Raw genomic sequence first — 16,330 nt, forward strand, 5'->3', positions numbered from 1 at the left:
AAAAGAAATCATGAGTCGACTCAATTGGTTTGAAGCTTCGCCTGGTGCAGCCAAGGCCCTTGGCGGGCTGCATCATTTCGTGACCACCGCGACAAATTTGCCAGCCCCGTTGATTCACCTCGTGTTTCTCAGGGTGTCTCAAATCAACGGCTGCGCCCATTGCATCGATCTGCACTCACGCGATCTGATCAAAGCAGGTATTTCAGTGGACAAAGTGCTGTTAGTACCAGTATGGCATGAAGCGCACTATTTGTTCTCGGATCAGGAGCGCTCAGCATTGGCCTGGGCAGAAGAAGTCACGCGGGTAAGCGAGACACATGTATCCGACGAAGCTTACGCAGCAGCATCGGCAATGTTTGCCGAAAAGGACCTTGTCGACCTGACAGCGGCCATTGCCGCAATGAACGCTTTTAACCGTATGGGCGTCAGCTTCCGACTCAAACCTGCCGCTAAAACGTGATGACCTATGACTCAACATGCAAACGCAGTACTTCAGAGACCGCCCTAGTATTGCCTACAGTCTGTTTCAGGCCTTTGCGGCCCCTTCTGAACGACGGGTATGAGCCGAAAGCAGTCTCTGACGGACGTCCGCAATGGGTCGAAAGCAGCCGTTCGCAGAGGCCAATCGAGCCAACAGGTGCAGCCCAGGCGTAGGTTCTGCTCAACGGTTTTCAAGACCGTGTGATAACCCCCCAATTCATGCATCCTGCAAGGCAAAATCGATTCCAAAACAAAGACGAAACGGCACGGCTATAGGCCGCATACTGCAAGGGTCGCCGATTCAGTTTTGGAATCGATTTTCCACCCCCTCCCAGCGAACGTGCTGTGACGCAAGTCAAAACCCGAACGCTCTACCTCGAAAAGGCTACTCATCCAAAATGTGCCTGGCGATGGCAGTTCGGACAAACAACGCAGACATTGTCTAAGGTATCCATGCCACCATCTGCTAAGCGAACAATGTGATGTACTTCTAGGTAAGGTGTTCCATCTGATTTCCGCTTGAACGGAGCGGGTCTGTTACAAACCTCGCATACACCTCCCGCCCTATGGAGAGCCTCAGCTACCACATCGGGATCTCTTAGGAAGTATGTTAAGGTAGTCATGAACTTTACAGGTCGTTCACCGCTTTTTTTTGCTAGCCTAGCAAGCCGCGCTGCAGAACTATCTTTCAATGCGGTATGGACCTCTGAATCCCATACTGCTATGTACTGGCCAATCGCTCCAAGAGGGTGATCAATCAATAGTTCCATCTCCTCCACAACTTCTCGGATCTTATGTAGAGTTACCCGCCTCAAATGTTCGTAATATTGGATATGAAGCCTTGTTGCCGTGAGCGCTTTAGCTAACTCCAATGAGCCAGCGTCTCGATAAATTCCTTGTAGATACAACCGGGTAGTCTGCACATTGATCGCCCGATGGTAGCATTTGCCCCGACGCATGATCCGATAGACGTTAACTAAATCATTAGAATAAGTCGGACCGATGCCTTCAGTAGTCAGATGGTCGACCCCTTGCCTAACCGTGAGCTCACCGTCATATACACGAACTGCTACTTCATATGCTAACTGGATCTGCTCCGGTGTGAGTAAATTCGCCAAGGTAATGCCTCCAAAAAGCAGCATAATGCCACTACTTGAGCATTCATTCAGCGAAATATTCGTGAGGATGCTTTAGCGGTGCTGCGCACATCACTCCCCACTTCAATGTTGTGGATGATACGCCCTAAAATGCGGCGGTTTTCGCTCACCACGTGCATGCGCCTCCAGCGGATCCGTAAGTCCAGTAATGCAGCAGTAGTGTGAGAAACGGTCCTCAGGCCGCGCCGCTAGCGGCCTGCGGATCGCAACTGTCTAATACGGTTCGGCCAGTTTCACCGACTTTCGCCCAGCAAAACCGAGATACATAAGCTCAGTTTTAGACAGCGCTCTACCCCCTTCCCGGCGTCCCGCCGACAGCGATCCTTCCTGGCTCGCGCTCAACCCAACCCTCATACTCGAAAAGGCCCAAGTGCCACGCTTCTTCGTGCTCGAGCAGCGCCCACGCCCGTGCCGATTCCGCCAGCTCCAGCATATCAACCAGGTCGTCGTCTCCAACCTCTCGACGACGATGGGCGGCATAGGCCATCTCGTCGAGCACGGCAGCGCGCCCATCGGGATCTGTAACCAAGGCAAATCGGTCATTCAGTTCATCCATCCATGCTTGCGGTATCCCGGCCATCATTCTGCCCTGCACCACCAAGACTGCGCATACAGCACGCCGTCAACCTCCTCTATCCCGTTAATGTTGATGCCGAGCTGGGCCATACCGTTGACCTTCGCGTCGTGCAGCCGGGGGATGATGTCGGGCCCCGGCGCAGGGCTGAACACCCAGGCCTGGGTCGATACCCGGCCCAGAGGCTCGCTGTGGTGGTCACCAATGTGGATGTCGGCCTTCAGGGGCTGGATCCTCCTGAGCTGATCGGACGGGATGGCCACGCCATTCACGCGGCGGCGAACGAGGAGGAAGGACATGCTGCACCAAATACTGTATATATATACAGCATTCCAGCATCAGGAAAAGCAACCGCGCCAGTACCGCTCGGCGGACTATACGTGGTTGCTCAGGAAGGAGGTCGGGACCAATCAGTGAATCTGGCCAGCAGGGCCGCCTAACGCTTTGAGCTGGTAGTCGGTGACCGCCTGGAACTGCGATTCGGCCAGCAGGCGGAGTCGCTCAACCTCTTCTGGCGGTGAGCCACAATCCTGCGCCTCGTGGAAGGAGCGGAATGCATCGACAGCCTGCTGGATCAGCGGCTCACCAGCCTAGACCATCCCAATGAAAGTGCGCTTGTCCAAAGCCTTGTCCTATCTGAACACCAATCAATGATAGAGCACATCTCCGACCCAATGTTCCTAGACAAGGCAATGGCGAACGGCTATTACGTAATATTCAACCATGAGGGATGGTCATGAGCAATTGGTTTGTAGTGGTCAGCGCCAGAAACTGGGTAGCTTCTGTGTCGCACCAAGGAAAGCGTGTTCTAGAGCTAGAACAGTACATCCGATTCATTGACAGTCGGGAGAATATTTTTGCCGAATGGCGACCAAATCCTCTGGACACTCCAGACTTCTCTAATATTGAGGATCACTTTTTTATAACTGCGGCGCACAAATCTGTTGAATGGCTAAACGAGGCGTTGAAGCGAGAGCTTGTTCCTGAGGGCCTGATAACTCCATTCCTGCGCGCATCAGAACATGTGAAGGTGGTTCGGGATATCAGGGAGCACCACCTTAAATACATCAATGGCGGTGGCTGGCAGAGAGACAAAGATGTGGCAACTGTTGAGATAGATGGAATAGATGGAGCGTGCCAGATCGATGCTTCATCGGTGATGACCACCGATGAAGGAAGAATCATCGGTGGGAGAGTCAACGTTCAAAAGATAATGCAGGAAGCTGACAACCTATACCCGGCTCTAACACAGATACTCCAGTCTCTCCCTGGCGACTAGCGCTGGGCAGCGGTGCTTAATATATCTATCGGCACGCCGCTATGGATGCTGCAAGTTGCTTTTCGTATCCTATCCGCTGATGCCTTTCCGCCAATAGCGCCCGCACCTTCACCTCCAAGCTGTCGGCCTTCCGCAGGTCGGCAGCTGCCCAAGGCGGCTCCTCAACGCGTACGTACTGCACCTGTGGCTCGGTGCGGCCGGCGCACCCGGAAATGGTTAGGACAATCGCCACCCCGCTCCTACCGATGAAACCACGGATTACGCGGCTTGCAGCCTGAAAAAGACCTATTCCGCTCCCGCTGGTCCTTGAGTTACCCGCCAGCCTCATAGGTTCAGCTCCTTGTCGATAATCGAGGCGGCAGCGGCGCATTGGTAGCCGCCGATGCGCTCCTGCTGCAGACGGTTCGCCGCGGCATAGTCGATATCTGCACTGGCCTTGGCTTCGCCCACTGCCCTTTCGGCCCGGGCCTGGCGAGCGTTAGCCGCCAGGGCCAGGTCGCCCAGGGCCTTTCCCTGCTCCGTCGCCAAACCTGCTAGGGTGTCGCGCGCGGAGGTGCACGCCGCCACCCGCTCCTGCTCTGCGTCGAGGGCTGGCCGGAAGTGATTGGTGGTGGCCCAAGTGCCCACCAGCAGGCCCAACAGCATCAGCAGGCCGGCGCCAGCGGCCCGCAGCACCCAGCCGCTCACGCCGACTCCAGAAACAAGTCCCGCTCAGCGGCACGCCGACGCACCAGGCCAGCCAGTACCTTCCCGCCTGCCTTGTTCCAACGCGGGAACTGGTCGGCTGCGGCTACGTAGTTGCCGGCATTGATCAGTCGGCGGAGCGTGGATGATTCGAGATTGGCCGCTCCCAGGTTGTAGGTGAAGCTGACCAGGGCGTCCCACTGATTCTGGTTCAGCGGCGACGTGATGAGGCGCTCAACTTCCGGCTCGAAGCGCTTCACGTCGCGCAGCAGCATGCGTTCTGCCTGCTCCTTGCTGACCTTCATGCCGGGCTGCACGCTTCGAGTAGCGCCATAGCCGATGGTCCAGACGCCGACGGAATCCTGATAAGCCTGCAGGCGAAGGCCCTCGAACGACTTGATGAGGCTCAAGCCGCGTTGCGATGTACGCATTGGGTTTTCTCCACGCAAAAAAAAGCCCGCGCTGAGCGGGCCTTAATATCGATATAACGGAAGCAATACAGAGCTTTAAATCAAGCCAGGTCCGGACATTTACAGCGAAAGCTTTTAAAGCTGCCCGTCAATAATTTCTATACAAGTTTCGAACAATAATTTCCCGCCAATGGCTTTTTGGGTCAACTCGTAACAGGGATCTTTTATCCCAGACTTTTGCGAAGACCAGCCACGAGGACGCTCCCCATCAAGCCCTTTACAAAGCGTTAGACCGGAGCTAACTTCCTTCATAGTAACTATGACCCTAAAATCTTTGTCGTGAAGCGTCAACACGCCGGGCTGATTAAATTCAATTTCATTTAAGTTCTTGCCAAACAAGAACCTCTGAGTTGTTTGCATCTCACAATCTTCAGAGTCGATCTCATCCCTAATGACAATAAGCCTAGGGAAAATTACACTAACTGTTCGGTTAACTGCATAGCCGTGATCTGGAAAGCTGAGCTGAGCTGAAATATCGACTGATGCATCGCTTTTGGAGATATTTGTTATTGATGCAGCTTGCTTAACTGCGAGATAAGAGTTAGACGGTATACCCTCAATGAACTCAGGAAAAACACCAGAATGCCCAAGACTAGATTCGAGAGATAGGCGATAAGGATCCAGCCTGTCATAGCTCAAATGGCCACCATCAATGACGATATCCGTGTTTTTGTACCTTACAGTTATTGAGGTATCATCAACTTGCTTGTGCGCATCGCCTCGCCTGCCACATATCAAAGAAACATACAGATCATCATCTTTAATGACAGCCATTCCACTTTCGGAAAAAACCTTGCTGATATTTAAAGATTCTGCCGCATTCTCATATACGGCGGAGTCGCCTATAGGGGGAATGGATCCGTCTTGCCAAACACATATCTGAAAGGCGCGCAAAGCTTTATCGATAATTGGTGGGGCGATATCACCAAACCTGCTTTCGACACCCCAGTCGCTGAACTTACTTATCACCGACTTAAATAATTGCACGTTGAAACGATGATACCCAACCGTATTTTCATTGGCATACCCATCGGAATCGAAAGTACGCAACACACTATCGATCAGCCTATCATTTGCTTTCTCAAAAAATACCATACCAAGCTCACTTGAAAGCCCAGCAAGAACACCGATTTGAGACAATGCAATGTCGGTCATGACCCCATGATTTGATTCGCTATGATTGCGATCGTCATACATAAAAATTGCAGCATCATGGATGCACGAAATAACCGGAGAAAGGTCAACCTTGCGATCAGACTTAATAACCGCGCATAGGTACCTTACAAGAACATTTGCCCTCGTTGAGGTCGCATGATCGTAACTCGCTCCAGACTTATTCAAGTAAGCAATTTTCGTTTTGTTGCCTTCTGACTCATGGTAAAAGCGACAAAATGACTCAACTATACTAACGGCACAGTCAAGATATATTTCGCCAAAACCCCTAGAATATGCATCTACAAGCGTACCCACGTAGTCAAGCGAATAGAGCCATAAATAATTGGCATTCCTATTTAAGGAAAACTCTAGACCCCACTCGATATCATGTAAAGATTTACACTCAACCTTAACCTTATTCCGAAGTGTAATTACTCCAGAAAGCAGGGACTCAGCATTGCATCCTTTATGGTAGCGCTGCCAATCAACAACAAAATTATTTAAGCCTGAGGCATTCCCACAAACCAAATTAGCAAACAGTTCCATTGTATACCAAGGCAATATTAAAATCCCCACATTACCATCTAGCAACACAAGGTGCTACCTATGGCTAGCGTACCTTCGATCGTAGACGTGCTGGGGGCACAATCTCCTCAATTTCATGGGTGCGCACCCATTCGACGGCTGGCTCCGGGACTGGCGGCCCAGCACCCTCGGCCATTACTTCGCCGGTGAAGGTGTTTCGGATAGTGCAGACCTGGCGCACTACGACCTCGGCAGGAATGTCTTGCGGACTCCGCGTGGTGTGGCCATGTTTTCTCAAGACAATAAAAAGCCCGCACTGGGCGGGCATTGGGAAGGATCTGCAGCAGTTGCTGCTCTGTGATTGGCATTCCTTTCTCCAGAAGGACGCCCCGTGCCAGGGCGCTGTTAGCTGACGAGGCTCGCGCCACTGGTCTTGACTGCCACGACCTTCTCCGTCGGCATCTTGATTGAGAGCCGCGAGTCGAACTCCGCGAAAGCCGTATCGGAGAAGAAGTGGAACCCGCCGCGCCACCTGTACCTATGCCACGATGTGCCTTATGTCGGGCATGAACCCTGCCTTCATCGCTGGCCAGCTTGGGCACTCCGTCCAGGTGCTGCTCACGACCTACGCCAAGTGGTTGAATTCAGCTAACGACTGGGCAGAACTCGCGAAGCTGGAAACGAACGTAATTGGTACAGAATTGGTACAGGATTAAATATCGTTCACCTTGCGCCCTTTAGTCATAAGGCATTCGACAGCGTTTGGGCCATACTCCACAATGCAGCGGTTTAGGGGGAAAACCCTTGCACAGCCAACGACATACCAACTTTTAGTGAGCCTCAACGTGAAAACATCCCTGTCTATCCTCAGCCTGCTGCTGTTGCTCACAGGAACCGCGACCCTTCCGTCGACCGCTGCTGCACAACCCCCGGCCCAGGTTCAACGCGACCCGTCCAAGCTGCACCTGGCTTCAGGCAGCGCCTTGCTGATCGACCTGACCACCAACCAGGAGCTGTACGCCAGCCATGCCGACCGCGTGGTGCCGATTGCCTCGGTGACCAAACTGATGACCGCGATGGTGGTGCTGGATGCCAAACTGCCCATGGATGAGATGCTCACCATGACCATTGCCAACAACCCGGAAATGAAAGGCGTGTATTCGCGCGTGCGCCTGGGCAGCCAGCTTGACCGCCGCGAAACCCTGCTGATTACCCTGATGTCATCGGAAAACCGTGCCGCCAACTCCTTGGCCAACGCCTACCCAGGTGGCTATCCGGCGTTCATCAAGGCGATGAATGCCAAGGCCCGCAGCCTCGGCATGGCACATACCCGGTATGTCGAGCCGACCGGCCTGTCGACGCAGAACGTGTCCACCGCCCGTGACCTGGCCAAGCTGCTGATGGCCTCGCGCAAGTACCCGATGCTGAGCGAGCTGTCGACCACCCGCGAAAAAACCGTGGCCTTCCGCAAGCCCAACTACACACTGGGCTTCCGTAACACCGACCACCTGGTGAACAAGAGCAACTGGGACATCAAGCTGACCAAGACCGGCTTCACCAACGAAGCCGGGCACTGCCTGGTGCTGCTGACCCGCATGGACAACCGCCCGGTGGCCATGGTCATCCTGGATGCGTTCGGCAAGTACACCCACTTCGCCGATGCCAGCCGCATGCGTCAGTGGCTGGAAACCGGTGCCGCCAAACCGGCACCTGCAGTGGCCATGCAGTACAAGGCGGACCGGCAGAACAAGGGGCGCCTGGTTTCCGAGTAAACTCTAACGGTCGCTGGGGCCTTTGCGGGCCCCAGTCGCATCAGGCCTGCGTATTGACCATCCCCCCTGCACTGCTGCCACCTGACGTCTGCAGCGCTTCGAGCAACTGTGCGGTTGCCTGCAGGATCTCACCATTGATGGTCGCGATGCTCGCCTGCTTGGCACTCACAGCGGCCATCTTGGCGGTTTCTTCCATCTTCTGCGCCATCAGCTGGGCCAGTTGTTTCTGTTCGTCGGCCAATTGCTTTTGCAGCTTCTTGATCATCTCGCGCAATTGCTTGATGTGCGCAGGCTCCGAGCTTTCACTGCTGCCCTGGGCGCCTTGGGCCTGGCCGCCACCGTTCGCCCTGGAGGCGTCGGTCTGAGCGACTGTTCCACCCTCTTCAGCCTTTTGCGCGTCCTGGATGTCGGCAGCCTGAGTCGTGCTCAACGCCTGGGCCGTGGTGCTGATGCTGACTGCTGCAAAACCTGTCATGTCTGTCTCCCTGCGTTGCAAAATGGGTCCTTGCATGGTTCTGCCTATCGGCCGCAGCGCGCAGGTCTTTAGCCCGTGTAGCAGTGGGTCGGCCGCCCGCCAGTAAATTCCCCATCATGTGGCTCGTTCCACCCAATGTACAAACGCAAGCGCCGGCCCCTCCCGGCGGCGTCCACATTCGACCATTATGGAACCGCAGCCATGAGCCAGTCTGCAAACCCGGAAACTATCAAGGACCTGATCGGCGTGGGCTTCGGCCCTTCCAACCTGGCCCTGGCCATCGCCCTGGAAGAACTCGCCGAGTCCCAGGGCCATGCCCTCGATGCGCAGTTCATCGACAAGCAACAGGACTACCGCTGGCACGGCGAAACCCTGGCCACCCAGAGTGAGCTGCAGATCTCGTTCCTGAAAGACCTGGTGTCGCTGCGCAACCCCACCAGCCCCTACAGTTTCGTCAACTACCTGCACCAGAAGCAGCGCCTGGCCGACTTCATCAACCTCGGCACCTTCTACCCCTGCCGCCTGGAGTACAACGACTACCTGCGCTGGGCCGCCGAACACTTCGCCACCCAGGCCGTGTATGGCCAGGAAGTGCTGCGTATCGAACCGGAACTGCAGGATGGCCGGGTAAACCACCTGCGCGTAATCGCACGCGACGCACAGGGCCGCGAATACAGCCGCCGCACCCGCTCGGTGGTGGTCGCCAGCGGCGGCACGCCGAAAATTCCGGAAAAGTTCGGCGCCTTCAAGGATGACCCACGGGTGTTCCACCACTCCCAATACCTGAGCAGCCTGAACAAGCTGCCGTGCGCCGACGGCAAACCGATGCGCATCGCTGTGATCGGCTCGGGCCAGAGCGCCGCCGAGGCGTTTATCGACCTGAACGACAGCTACCCGACTGTCAAGGTCGACATGGTCCTGCGCGGTTCGGCCCTCAAACCGGCCGACGATAGCCCGTTCGTCAACGAGATTTTCTCGCCGGACTACACCGACCTGGTCTACAACGAACCCGCCGACCAGCGCAGCAAGTTGCTGGGCGAGTACCACAACACCAACTATTCAGTGGTCGACCTCAACCTGATCGAACGCATCTACGGCATCCTCTACCGGCAGAAAGTCGCCCACCAGCACCGCCACAACGTGCTGTGCCGGCGCCAGGTGGAAGCCGTGGTGGCCACTCGCGAAGGCCTGGAGCTGACCCTGCGCGACCTCGCTACTGGCCAGCAGCAAACCCACCGCTACGACGCCGTGATCCTCGCCACCGGCTACGAGCGCCGCTCGCACCGTGACCTGCTGGCGCCATTGGCCGGTTACCTGGACGACTTCAGCGTCGACCGCAACTACCGCGTGCTGGCCAGCCCCGACCTGCAGGCCTCGGTGTACTTGCAGGGCTTCTGCGAAAACAGCCACGGCCTGAGTGACACCCTGCTCTCGGTACTGCCGGCCCGTGCCGCAGAAATTGGCCGCGCCCTGTATCAGGACCTGGCGCAATTGCACGGCAAAGCACAACCCGCTGCGGCCCTGACCCGCGCCTGACCCCTGTGCTAAGCACCCTCAAGGCCGGCCTGTCGCTTCTCGCGCAGGTCGGCCTTGTGCTGCCTGAAACATTTGCTTGCATTTAAAACGGCAGGTTTTCGATTCTCATTCGTCCTTATCAGTACAGCCCTCTTTGGTTGGGCACACGCTCGACCACCCATTGCAGAAGACCGTCTGATGGCCAAATCACCGAAAAAATCCAAATCCAGGCTGTGGTTCCTGGTGCATAGCTGGCTCGCCTTGCCAATCTGGTTCTTTGTGCTGATCGTGTGCTTCACCGGCATGCTCGCCGTGGTCAGCCAGGAAATCGTCTGGCTGGCCAACCCGGACGTACGCGCGAGCAAGCCCGACGGTGATGCCGAGCGCCTGAGCTTCCAGCAGGTACTGGACGCCATGCGCAAAGCCGAGCCAGACATGTTCGTGGAGTCGCTCAGGCGGCCTGACGGCTCGCACTTTGCCCTGCTGGCCGATGTCACATACCCCGACGGGACCAGCCCGACGCTGTACGTCAATCCCTACACCGGCGTCATCCAGGGCAAGTCCCCTGACTTCAACTTCGAAGCCTTTACCCGTGCATTGCATGGCTGGTGGCTGGTGCCGTTCACCAATGGTTTCAGCTGGGGCTGGTACCTGGTTTCGCTTCTCGGCCTGCCCATGCTGGCCTCTCTGGTCACCGGGCTGGTGGTGTACAAGAAGTTCTGGAAAGGCTTCTTCAAACCGGTGCGCACCGGGCACGGCTCACGTATTTTCTGGGGCGACCTGCATCGCCTGGCGGGGGTGTGGTCGATCTGGTTCATCGCGGTCATATCCATCACCGGCACCTGGTTCCTGATCCAGGCGCTGCTTTCGGACAACCACATCACCATTTCCAGCCGGCCTATCGTGCCGGTGATCGCCCGTGAAGATGTGCCGCAAATGCCGGATGGCACGCCTGCCCCGCGCATTGACCTCGATGAGGCGGCACGTATCGCCGGCCTGGCGATTCCAGGCCTGGACATTACCTTCATTTCGTTGCCGGCGACCGCCTACAGCCACGTCTCCATGGGCGGGCGCGGCTGGTATCCGCTGATGTTCCAGAGTGCAGCGGTCAACCCTTACACAAGCAACGTCGACAGCCAGTTCCTGCTCAGCGACCGCTCCACGCTGGAATTCGTCACCGAGTCCATGCGCCCCTTGCACACCGGTGACTTTGGCGGTTTGCCCATCAAGCTGATCTGGTTCTTCTTCGGCCTGGTACTCACCTTGATGGTGCTCAGCGGCTTGCTGATCTGGACCAAGCGTACCGCCCAGGCCACCGCAGCCGCCCTCAAGCGCAGCGACCGTGCTCCCCGTGCCGCACGCAGCCAGACCACACTGGAGACCCAACCATGAGCCACGCCCAGGCCGTGCCCGCCAGCCCGCTGAAGCAGTGGTGGCTGAAGTGGCGCTTTCATCTGAACATCCTGCTGATCCTCGTCCCGCTGGGCTTCATGCCCAAGTATTTCAGCGACGCCAAGCTGTTTCGTGGCGACGCCGGCCTGGGGGCGAACGTGGTCAGTGGCATCCAGGCCGGCCCTTACACGCTGGACTTGGCTGAATTGCGTGACGAAGCACCACGCGAAGACGGCCCCGCCGGCCACTTCAAGTCCTTCAGCGCGTCCCTGTGCAAAGCCTGCATGAAAGACGTCAAGGCCGTTTACCTGCGCATCGGCAAACCCCGCAGCCTGCGCGCTGCCGGCACCATCTTCTTTGGCGCCCCCTACCGCATGGGCACCAACCTGCCCATCCCGCCGCGTACCAAACCCGACGCGCAAATCTGGATCACTCTGGAAGGTTGGGACGGCAGCATGCACCAGGCATCCGTCCCCCTGGCCAAGGCATCGCCTGCCACCGTGGCCTGGCTCGAGAAACAAGGAGGCAAGAAATGAAACACCTGATGCGCATCCTCTCCCTGCCCTTGCTGGTACTGGCCGCTGGCCCTGCCCTGGCACACAACCCGATGTGCGAATGCGAAGAACTGGCCAGCGGCCAGGTCAAATGCACCGGTGGCTTCTCGGACGGCAGCGGTGCCGCCGGGGTGACCCTGGACGTGATCGGCTATGACGAGCAAGTACTGGTCGGCGGCAAGCTGGGCGACGACTCCACGCTCACCTTCAAGCGCCCGGAAGGCGAATTCTACGTGCTGTTCGATGCCGGCCCCGGACACGTGGTGGAAGTCGACCACGCCGATATCGCCCAGCCATGAGCCGCGCTCAAGTGATACGCCCGGCCGGCGCCGGGCACGAAACCCTGTACGTGCTGCTGGCCAGCCTGCTGATCGTGGTGCTCGCCGCCAGTGTGGTGCTGTTGCGGGGCGAGCGCGAAGACGAACAGGCCATCGCCAGCCACCAGATTGACGCCCGCCGCGACCTTACCGCTGCCGAGCAAGGCCTGTACACCGACCTGCGGGTGGCCCTCGACGAGATCCAGGCGCTGCGTGAAGAAAACGCTACCGTGCCGAGCGTGCAGGCACTGGCCGAAGAAGGCCTGCCGCCATTCGTGGTGGATGCCGGCAGCCAGAGCCGTGGCAGTCATCAGTGGTCGTGGCTGAAATCCGGTGCCTACCTGGGCCGAAGTCAGGCCCCTGAAGTCGCCGGCAGCCTGCTGCTGATCCTGACAGCGGACAGCACCGGCCAGGCCGATGTCTGGTTGCGCCGCGACAGCGCTGCCGTCATCCCGGACGATCTCGGCCAGGCGGCCTTGATCGCTGCGGGTTGGCAACAGGTGGTCAGCCACTACGACGCTGGGGTTACCCGCGAACACCGTCACTGAACCCAAGGACTCCCGCCCATGTTCCGCTCCGCCCTCGCCCTGCTCCTGGCCTTTGCCCTGCCGGCACTGGCCCTGGCCGATAACGGCAAGCCGCTGCGTATTGGCATCACCCTGCACCCCTACTACAGCTATGTGACCAACATCGTCGGCGACAAGGCCGAAGTGGTGCCGCTGATTCCCGCGGGCTTCAACCCGCATGCCTACGAGCCACGGGCCGAGGACATCAAGCGCATCGGCACGCTGGACGTGGTGGTGCTCAACGGTGTCGGCCATGACGACTTCGCCGACCGCATGATCGCCGCCAGCGAAAAGCCCGGCATCGCCACCATCGAGGCCAACCAGAACGTGCCGTTGCTGGCGGCCACGGGCATTGCAGCGCGCGGCGCCGGCAAGGTGGTCAACCCGCACACCTTCCTGTCGATCAGCACCACCATCGCCCAGGTCAACAACATCGCCCGCGAACTGGGCAAGCTCGACCCGGACAACGCCAAGTTGTACACGCAAAACGCCCGTGCCTACGCCAAGCGCCTGCGCGCCCTGCGTGCCGAGGCGCTGGCCAAGGTAACCGAAGCACCCAGCGCCACCTTTCGGGTTGCCACCATCCATGCTGCCTACGACTACCTGGTGCGCGACTTCGGCCTGGAGGTGACCGCCGTGGTCGAACCGGCCCACGGCATCGAGCCCAGCCCGGCCCAGCTGAAAAAGACCATCGACCAGCTCAAAGCCCTGGATGTGAAGGTGATCTTCTCGGAAATGGACTTCCCGTCCGCCTATGTCGAAACCATCCAGCGTGAATCCGGCGTGCGCCTGTACCCGCTGACGCACATTTCCTACGGTGAATACACCAAAGAGAAGTACGAGGTGGAGATGAAGCGCAACCTCGACACCGTGGTGCGCGCCATCCAGGAGAACCGCGCATGACCGCCGCCGCCAACCTGGTGAAGGCCTGTGGGCCACGCATCGAGTTCGCCGAGGTCGACCTTACCCTGGGCCGTACCCGCATCCTTGAACACGTCAGCTTCGGCGTTGCTGCTGGCAGCGTGCATGCCATCGTCGGCCCTAACGGTGGTGGCAAGAGTTCGCTGATCAAGACTCTGCTCGGGCAAATGCCACACCAGGGCCAGCTGACCCTGCATTGGCCAGGCGAGCGTGAGGTGATCGGTTATGTGCCACAAGCGCTGGAGTTCGACCGTGGGTTGCCAATGACCGTAGATGACTTCATGGCTGCCATGTGCCAGCGGCGCCCGGCTTTTCTCGGCTTGTCGCGCCGCGTGCAGCCGGCCATCGATGCGGCCTTGGCGCGGGTCGGCATGCTCGACAAGCGCAAACGGCGCATGGGCGCATTGTCTGGCGGCGAACGCCAGCGCGTGCTGTTGGCCCAAGGCCTGATCCCCGAGCCGCAGTTACTGGTACTGGACGAGCCCATGTCGGCCCTCGATGAAGCTGGTATCCAGGTGTTCGAGCAGTTACTGCAGGGCTGGCGCCAGGCCGGCACCACGGTGCTGTGGATAGAACACGACCTGGAGGCCGTGCTGCGCCTGGCCGACCGGGTCACTGGCCTGAGCCGCCAGGTGCTGTTCGACGCCCCACCGGCCCAGGCCCTCACACCAGAGCGCCTGCTTGGCCTGTTCTCTGTTCACCCGCGTAGCGAGAGCCTTGCCTCATGAGTTTTGAAGCATTCCGCCAACTGGTCCAGGACTGGGCCACGGCTGGCTACTTGCCTGAGGCACTGGCCTACGGCTTCGTGGTCAATGCCTTGCTGGCTGGCCTGATGATTGGCCCGGTACTGGGCGGCCTGGGCACCCTGGTGGTGGTCAAGCGCTTTGCGTTCTTTTCCGAAGCTGTGGGCCATGCTGCACTGACCGGGGTAGCCATCGGCATCCTGCTCGGTGAGCCCTACACCGGCCCTTATGGCAGCCTGTTCGGCTACTGCCTGCTGTTCGGCATCTTGCTCAACTTCCTGCGCAACCGCACGGGCCTTTCACCGGACACGCTGATCGGCGTGTTCCTGTCGGTGTCGCTGGCGCTGGGTGCCAGCCTGCTGCTGATGCTGGCCGGCAAGATCAATGTGCACATCCTCGAAAACGTGCTGTTCGGCTCGGTGCTGACCGTCAGCGGCCAGGACCTGGTGGTGCTGGGTATCGTCGCGGTGCTGGTGCTGGCCCTGGCTGTGCCGCTGTACAACCGCATCATGCTGGCCAGTTTCAACCCGCAACTGGCAGCCGTGCGCGGGGTGGCCGTGAAAACCCTGGATTACCTGTTCGTGGTGCTGGTAACCCTGGTAACCGTGGCTGCCGTGAAGGTAATCGGCGCCATCCTGGTCGGAGCACTGCTGGTCATCCCCGCTGCGGCTGCACGCCTGGTCAGCCAGTCGCTCAAGGGGTTCTTCTTCGTCTCGGTACTGATCGCCACCTTGAGCACCCTGCTTGGCATTCTGCTGCCAATCGTCTTCGACCTGCCCGTGCCGTCGGGCGCCGCGATCATCCTGGTCGCCGGCATCTGCTTTGCCCTGGCCGCCCTGGCCCGCGCCCTCGTCCCACGCCTGCAAGGAAACCCGGCATGAACCTGAAACGCCTGACTCTGGCGCTGGCCTTGGCCGGCCTGCCGTCGCTGTCTTTTGCCACGCAAGTGCTGACCACCCTGCCCATCACCCACAGCCTGGCCAGCGCCCTGCTCGACGGCACGGCGGTGCAACTCAAACGTGCGGCACCGGCCAACCTGCCGGCCAGCCGCCAGCCGTCGTATTTCAGCTCGCGCGGTGGCCCCAGCCTGGAGAAAGCCGCACAGCAGGCCGACGCGGTGATCGGTGTACGCTCGATCTGGCGTGACGACCCGCTGTACCCGATGGCCCGACGCAGCAACATCCGCATCGTCGAAATCGATGCCGCACGGCCGGTGGATGGCGCGCTGCCCGGCATTGCGGTCACAGGTGACGATGCCTACGGCGCCTACCCCTGGCTCAACCCGACCAACCTCGGGCGCATGGCCGATGTGGTGGCCAATGATCTGGAGCGGCTGGCACCGGATGACAAAGCGAAGATCCAGGGCAACCTGGCAGGGCTCAAGCGCCAGTTGCTTGAGCTATCGGCCAGCAGCCAGACACGTCTGGCCAAGGTCGACAACCTGACGGTGGTGAGCTTGTCCGGGCGGTTGGGTTATCTGGCCAGCGGCTTGAACCTGGATGTGGTGGAGCAGCCGCTGCCGACCGAATGGGACGCTGCCGCGCTCCAGGCGCTGGAGGAAAACCTGAAAGCGCAGGATGTGGCACTGGTGCTGGACCATCGGCAGCCGGACGCGGCGGTAGCCGAGGTGATCAAGGCAGCCGGGGCGAAACTGGTGGTGGTGGAGAGCGACCCTGAGGATGCGTTTGCCGGGTTGAAGGCCAGCGTCGACCAAGTGGTTGGGGCCTTGGGCGAAAGCTGATGTTGCCTGT

At 58.8% G+C, this 16,330-nt stretch carries 19 protein-coding genes and 1 pseudogene; 13 read left to right on the plus strand and 7 right to left on the minus strand.

Annotated features, from left to right (window positions below; translation table 11 throughout):
• Positions 1–10: 10 nt before the first annotated feature.
• Positions 11–460, plus strand: coding sequence for a carboxymuconolactone decarboxylase family protein (locus D906_RS00005; RefSeq protein ID WP_023532827.1), 450 nt, complete (start codon positions 11–13; stop codon positions 458–460).
• Between the two features lie 409 nt (positions 461–869).
• On the opposite strand, the gene D906_RS00010 is transcribed toward D906_RS00005, so the two are convergent.
• The 3 genes from D906_RS00010 to D906_RS00020 form a co-directional block, all read right to left on the minus strand.
• Positions 870–1,598 carry an HNH endonuclease signature motif containing protein gene (locus D906_RS00010; RefSeq protein ID WP_256204578.1) on the minus strand — a complete coding sequence of 243 codons (729 nt, stop codon included), beginning with the start codon at positions 1,596–1,598 and terminating at the stop codon, positions 870–872.
• Positions 1,599–1,926: 328 nt separating this feature from the next.
• Complete coding sequence (locus D906_RS00015) at positions 1,927–2,220, minus strand: hypothetical protein (protein WP_027614973.1); 294 nt, start codon at positions 2,218–2,220, stop codon at positions 1,927–1,929.
• Positions 2,217–2,510, minus strand: coding sequence for a hypothetical protein (locus tag D906_RS00020; protein ID WP_027614974.1), 294 nt, complete (start codon positions 2,508–2,510; stop codon positions 2,217–2,219). The genes D906_RS00015 and D906_RS00020 overlap by 4 nt, the downstream gene beginning before the upstream one ends.
• A 437-nt stretch (positions 2,511–2,947) precedes the next feature.
• On the opposite strand from D906_RS00020, the gene D906_RS00030 reads away from it, so the two are divergent.
• Positions 2,948–3,490, plus strand: coding sequence for a hypothetical protein (locus tag D906_RS00030; RefSeq protein ID WP_027614975.1), 543 nt, complete (start codon positions 2,948–2,950; stop codon positions 3,488–3,490).
• A 324-nt stretch (positions 3,491–3,814) separates the two neighbouring features.
• On the opposite strand, the gene D906_RS00040 is transcribed toward D906_RS00030, so the two are convergent.
• The 3 genes from D906_RS00040 to D906_RS00050 all read right to left on the minus strand — a co-directional run bounded on the left by D906_RS00040 (position 3,815) and on the right by D906_RS00050 (position 6,393).
• Positions 3,815–4,177 (minus strand): hypothetical protein, encoded by a 363-nt coding sequence (locus D906_RS00040; protein ID WP_027614977.1) that lies wholly within the window; start codon positions 4,175–4,177, stop codon positions 3,815–3,817.
• The gene (locus D906_RS00045; RefSeq protein ID WP_027614978.1) at positions 4,174–4,605 is read right to left on the minus strand and encodes a lysozyme; all 432 of its coding nucleotides are present in this window, start codon (positions 4,603–4,605) and stop codon (positions 4,174–4,176) included. Before D906_RS00045 ends, D906_RS00040 begins: the two co-directional genes overlap by 4 nt.
• Positions 4,606–4,719: 114 nt before the next feature.
• Positions 4,720–6,393, minus strand: a complete 1,674-nt coding sequence (locus D906_RS00050) for a heparinase II/III family protein (protein ID WP_143503485.1) — start codon at positions 6,391–6,393, stop codon at positions 4,720–4,722.
• Positions 6,394–6,815: 422 nt separating this feature from the next.
• Between D906_RS00050 and D906_RS00055 the strand changes: the two are divergent.
• Both D906_RS00055 and pbpG read left to right on the plus strand, forming a co-directional pair.
• Positions 6,816–7,040, plus strand: a pseudogene (locus D906_RS00055) (site-specific integrase); the annotation flags it as partial.
• A gap of 129 nt (positions 7,041–7,169) precedes the next feature.
• Positions 7,170–8,096 carry a D-alanyl-D-alanine endopeptidase gene (pbpG, locus tag D906_RS00060; protein ID WP_016711144.1) on the plus strand — a complete coding sequence of 309 codons (927 nt, stop codon included), beginning with the start codon at positions 7,170–7,172 and terminating at the stop codon, positions 8,094–8,096.
• 40 nt (positions 8,097–8,136) lie between these two features.
• Here pbpG and D906_RS00065 read toward each other — a convergent pair whose 3' ends face one another.
• Complete coding sequence (locus tag D906_RS00065; RefSeq protein ID WP_027614981.1) at positions 8,137–8,571, minus strand: hypothetical protein; 435 nt, start codon at positions 8,569–8,571, stop codon at positions 8,137–8,139.
• Positions 8,572–8,772: 201 nt separating this feature from the next.
• On the opposite strand from D906_RS00065, the gene D906_RS00070 reads away from it, so the two are divergent.
• From D906_RS00070 to D906_RS00110, 9 genes are all read left to right on the plus strand, one after another.
• The gene (locus D906_RS00070; RefSeq protein WP_019099841.1) at positions 8,773–10,107 is read left to right on the plus strand and encodes a lysine N(6)-hydroxylase/L-ornithine N(5)-oxygenase family protein; all 1,335 of its coding nucleotides are present in this window, start codon (positions 8,773–8,775) and stop codon (positions 10,105–10,107) included.
• A 177-nt stretch (positions 10,108–10,284) separates the two neighbouring features.
• The gene (locus D906_RS00075) at positions 10,285–11,478 is read left to right on the plus strand and encodes a PepSY domain-containing protein (protein ID WP_027614982.1); all 1,194 of its coding nucleotides are present in this window, start codon (positions 10,285–10,287) and stop codon (positions 11,476–11,478) included.
• Complete coding sequence (locus D906_RS00080) at positions 11,475–12,014, plus strand: hypothetical protein (protein WP_016711148.1); 540 nt, start codon at positions 11,475–11,477, stop codon at positions 12,012–12,014. Before D906_RS00075 ends, D906_RS00080 begins: the two co-directional genes overlap by 4 nt.
• Positions 12,011–12,331, plus strand: a complete 321-nt coding sequence (locus D906_RS00085) for a hypothetical protein (protein WP_019099839.1) — start codon at positions 12,011–12,013, stop codon at positions 12,329–12,331. Before D906_RS00080 ends, D906_RS00085 begins: the two co-directional genes overlap by 4 nt.
• Positions 12,328–12,897, plus strand: coding sequence for a DUF6162 family protein (locus D906_RS00090; protein WP_019099838.1), 570 nt, complete (start codon positions 12,328–12,330; stop codon positions 12,895–12,897). Before D906_RS00085 ends, D906_RS00090 begins: the two co-directional genes overlap by 4 nt.
• A gap of 18 nt (positions 12,898–12,915) precedes the next feature.
• A complete protein-coding gene (locus tag D906_RS00095; protein ID WP_019099837.1) occupies positions 12,916–13,818 on the plus strand; it encodes a metal ABC transporter substrate-binding protein in 903 nt (300 codons plus the stop codon).
• On the plus strand, positions 13,815–14,564 hold the full coding sequence (locus D906_RS00100) for a metal ABC transporter ATP-binding protein (protein ID WP_019099836.1): 750 nt from the start codon (positions 13,815–13,817) through the stop codon (positions 14,562–14,564). The genes D906_RS00095 and D906_RS00100 overlap by 4 nt, the downstream gene beginning before the upstream one ends.
• The gene (locus D906_RS00105) at positions 14,561–15,460 is read left to right on the plus strand and encodes a metal ABC transporter permease (protein WP_016711153.1); all 900 of its coding nucleotides are present in this window, start codon (positions 14,561–14,563) and stop codon (positions 15,458–15,460) included. Before D906_RS00100 ends, D906_RS00105 begins: the two co-directional genes overlap by 4 nt.
• Entirely contained in the window at positions 15,457–16,320 is an 864-nt protein-coding gene (locus tag D906_RS00110) for a metal ABC transporter solute-binding protein, Zn/Mn family (protein WP_019099835.1), read from the plus strand. Before D906_RS00105 ends, D906_RS00110 begins: the two co-directional genes overlap by 4 nt.
• The last annotated feature ends 10 nt before the right edge of the window (positions 16,321–16,330 follow it).

Origin of the sequence: Pseudomonas sp. LAIL14HWK12:I1 (genome assembly GCF_003202095.1) — a bacterium.
Classification (GTDB): Bacteria; Pseudomonadota; Gammaproteobacteria; order Pseudomonadales; family Pseudomonadaceae; genus Aquipseudomonas; species Aquipseudomonas monteilii.

Excerpts from the sequence above, each read along its gene's own strand:
- D906_RS00005 (WP_023532827.1), top strand. The coding sequence starts at position 11 with ATGAGTCGACTCAATTGGTTTGAAGCTTCGCCTGGTGCAGCCAAGGCC.
- D906_RS00015 (WP_027614973.1), bottom strand. The coding sequence starts at position 2,220 with ATGATGGCCGGGATACCGCAAGCATGGATGGATGAACTGAATGACCGA.
- D906_RS00020 (WP_027614974.1), bottom strand. The coding sequence starts at position 2,510 with ATGTCCTTCCTCCTCGTTCGCCGCCGCGTGAATGGCGTGGCCATCCCG.
- D906_RS00030 (WP_027614975.1), top strand. The coding sequence starts at position 2,948 with ATGAGCAATTGGTTTGTAGTGGTCAGCGCCAGAAACTGGGTAGCTTCT.
- D906_RS00045 (WP_027614978.1), bottom strand. The coding sequence starts at position 4,605 with ATGCGTACATCGCAACGCGGCTTGAGCCTCATCAAGTCGTTCGAGGGC.
- D906_RS00065 (WP_027614981.1), bottom strand. The coding sequence starts at position 8,571 with ATGACAGGTTTTGCAGCAGTCAGCATCAGCACCACGGCCCAGGCGTTG.
- D906_RS00070 (WP_019099841.1), top strand. The coding sequence starts at position 8,773 with ATGAGCCAGTCTGCAAACCCGGAAACTATCAAGGACCTGATCGGCGTG.
- D906_RS00075 (WP_027614982.1), top strand. The coding sequence starts at position 10,285 with ATGGCCAAATCACCGAAAAAATCCAAATCCAGGCTGTGGTTCCTGGTG.
- D906_RS00080 (WP_016711148.1), top strand. The coding sequence starts at position 11,475 with ATGAGCCACGCCCAGGCCGTGCCCGCCAGCCCGCTGAAGCAGTGGTGG.
- D906_RS00085 (WP_019099839.1), top strand. The coding sequence starts at position 12,011 with ATGAAACACCTGATGCGCATCCTCTCCCTGCCCTTGCTGGTACTGGCC.
- D906_RS00090 (WP_019099838.1), top strand. The coding sequence starts at position 12,328 with ATGAGCCGCGCTCAAGTGATACGCCCGGCCGGCGCCGGGCACGAAACC.
- D906_RS00095 (WP_019099837.1), top strand. The coding sequence starts at position 12,916 with ATGTTCCGCTCCGCCCTCGCCCTGCTCCTGGCCTTTGCCCTGCCGGCA.
- D906_RS00100 (WP_019099836.1), top strand. The coding sequence starts at position 13,815 with ATGACCGCCGCCGCCAACCTGGTGAAGGCCTGTGGGCCACGCATCGAG.
- D906_RS00105 (WP_016711153.1), top strand. The coding sequence starts at position 14,561 with ATGAGTTTTGAAGCATTCCGCCAACTGGTCCAGGACTGGGCCACGGCT.
- D906_RS00110 (WP_019099835.1), top strand. The coding sequence starts at position 15,457 with ATGAACCTGAAACGCCTGACTCTGGCGCTGGCCTTGGCCGGCCTGCCG.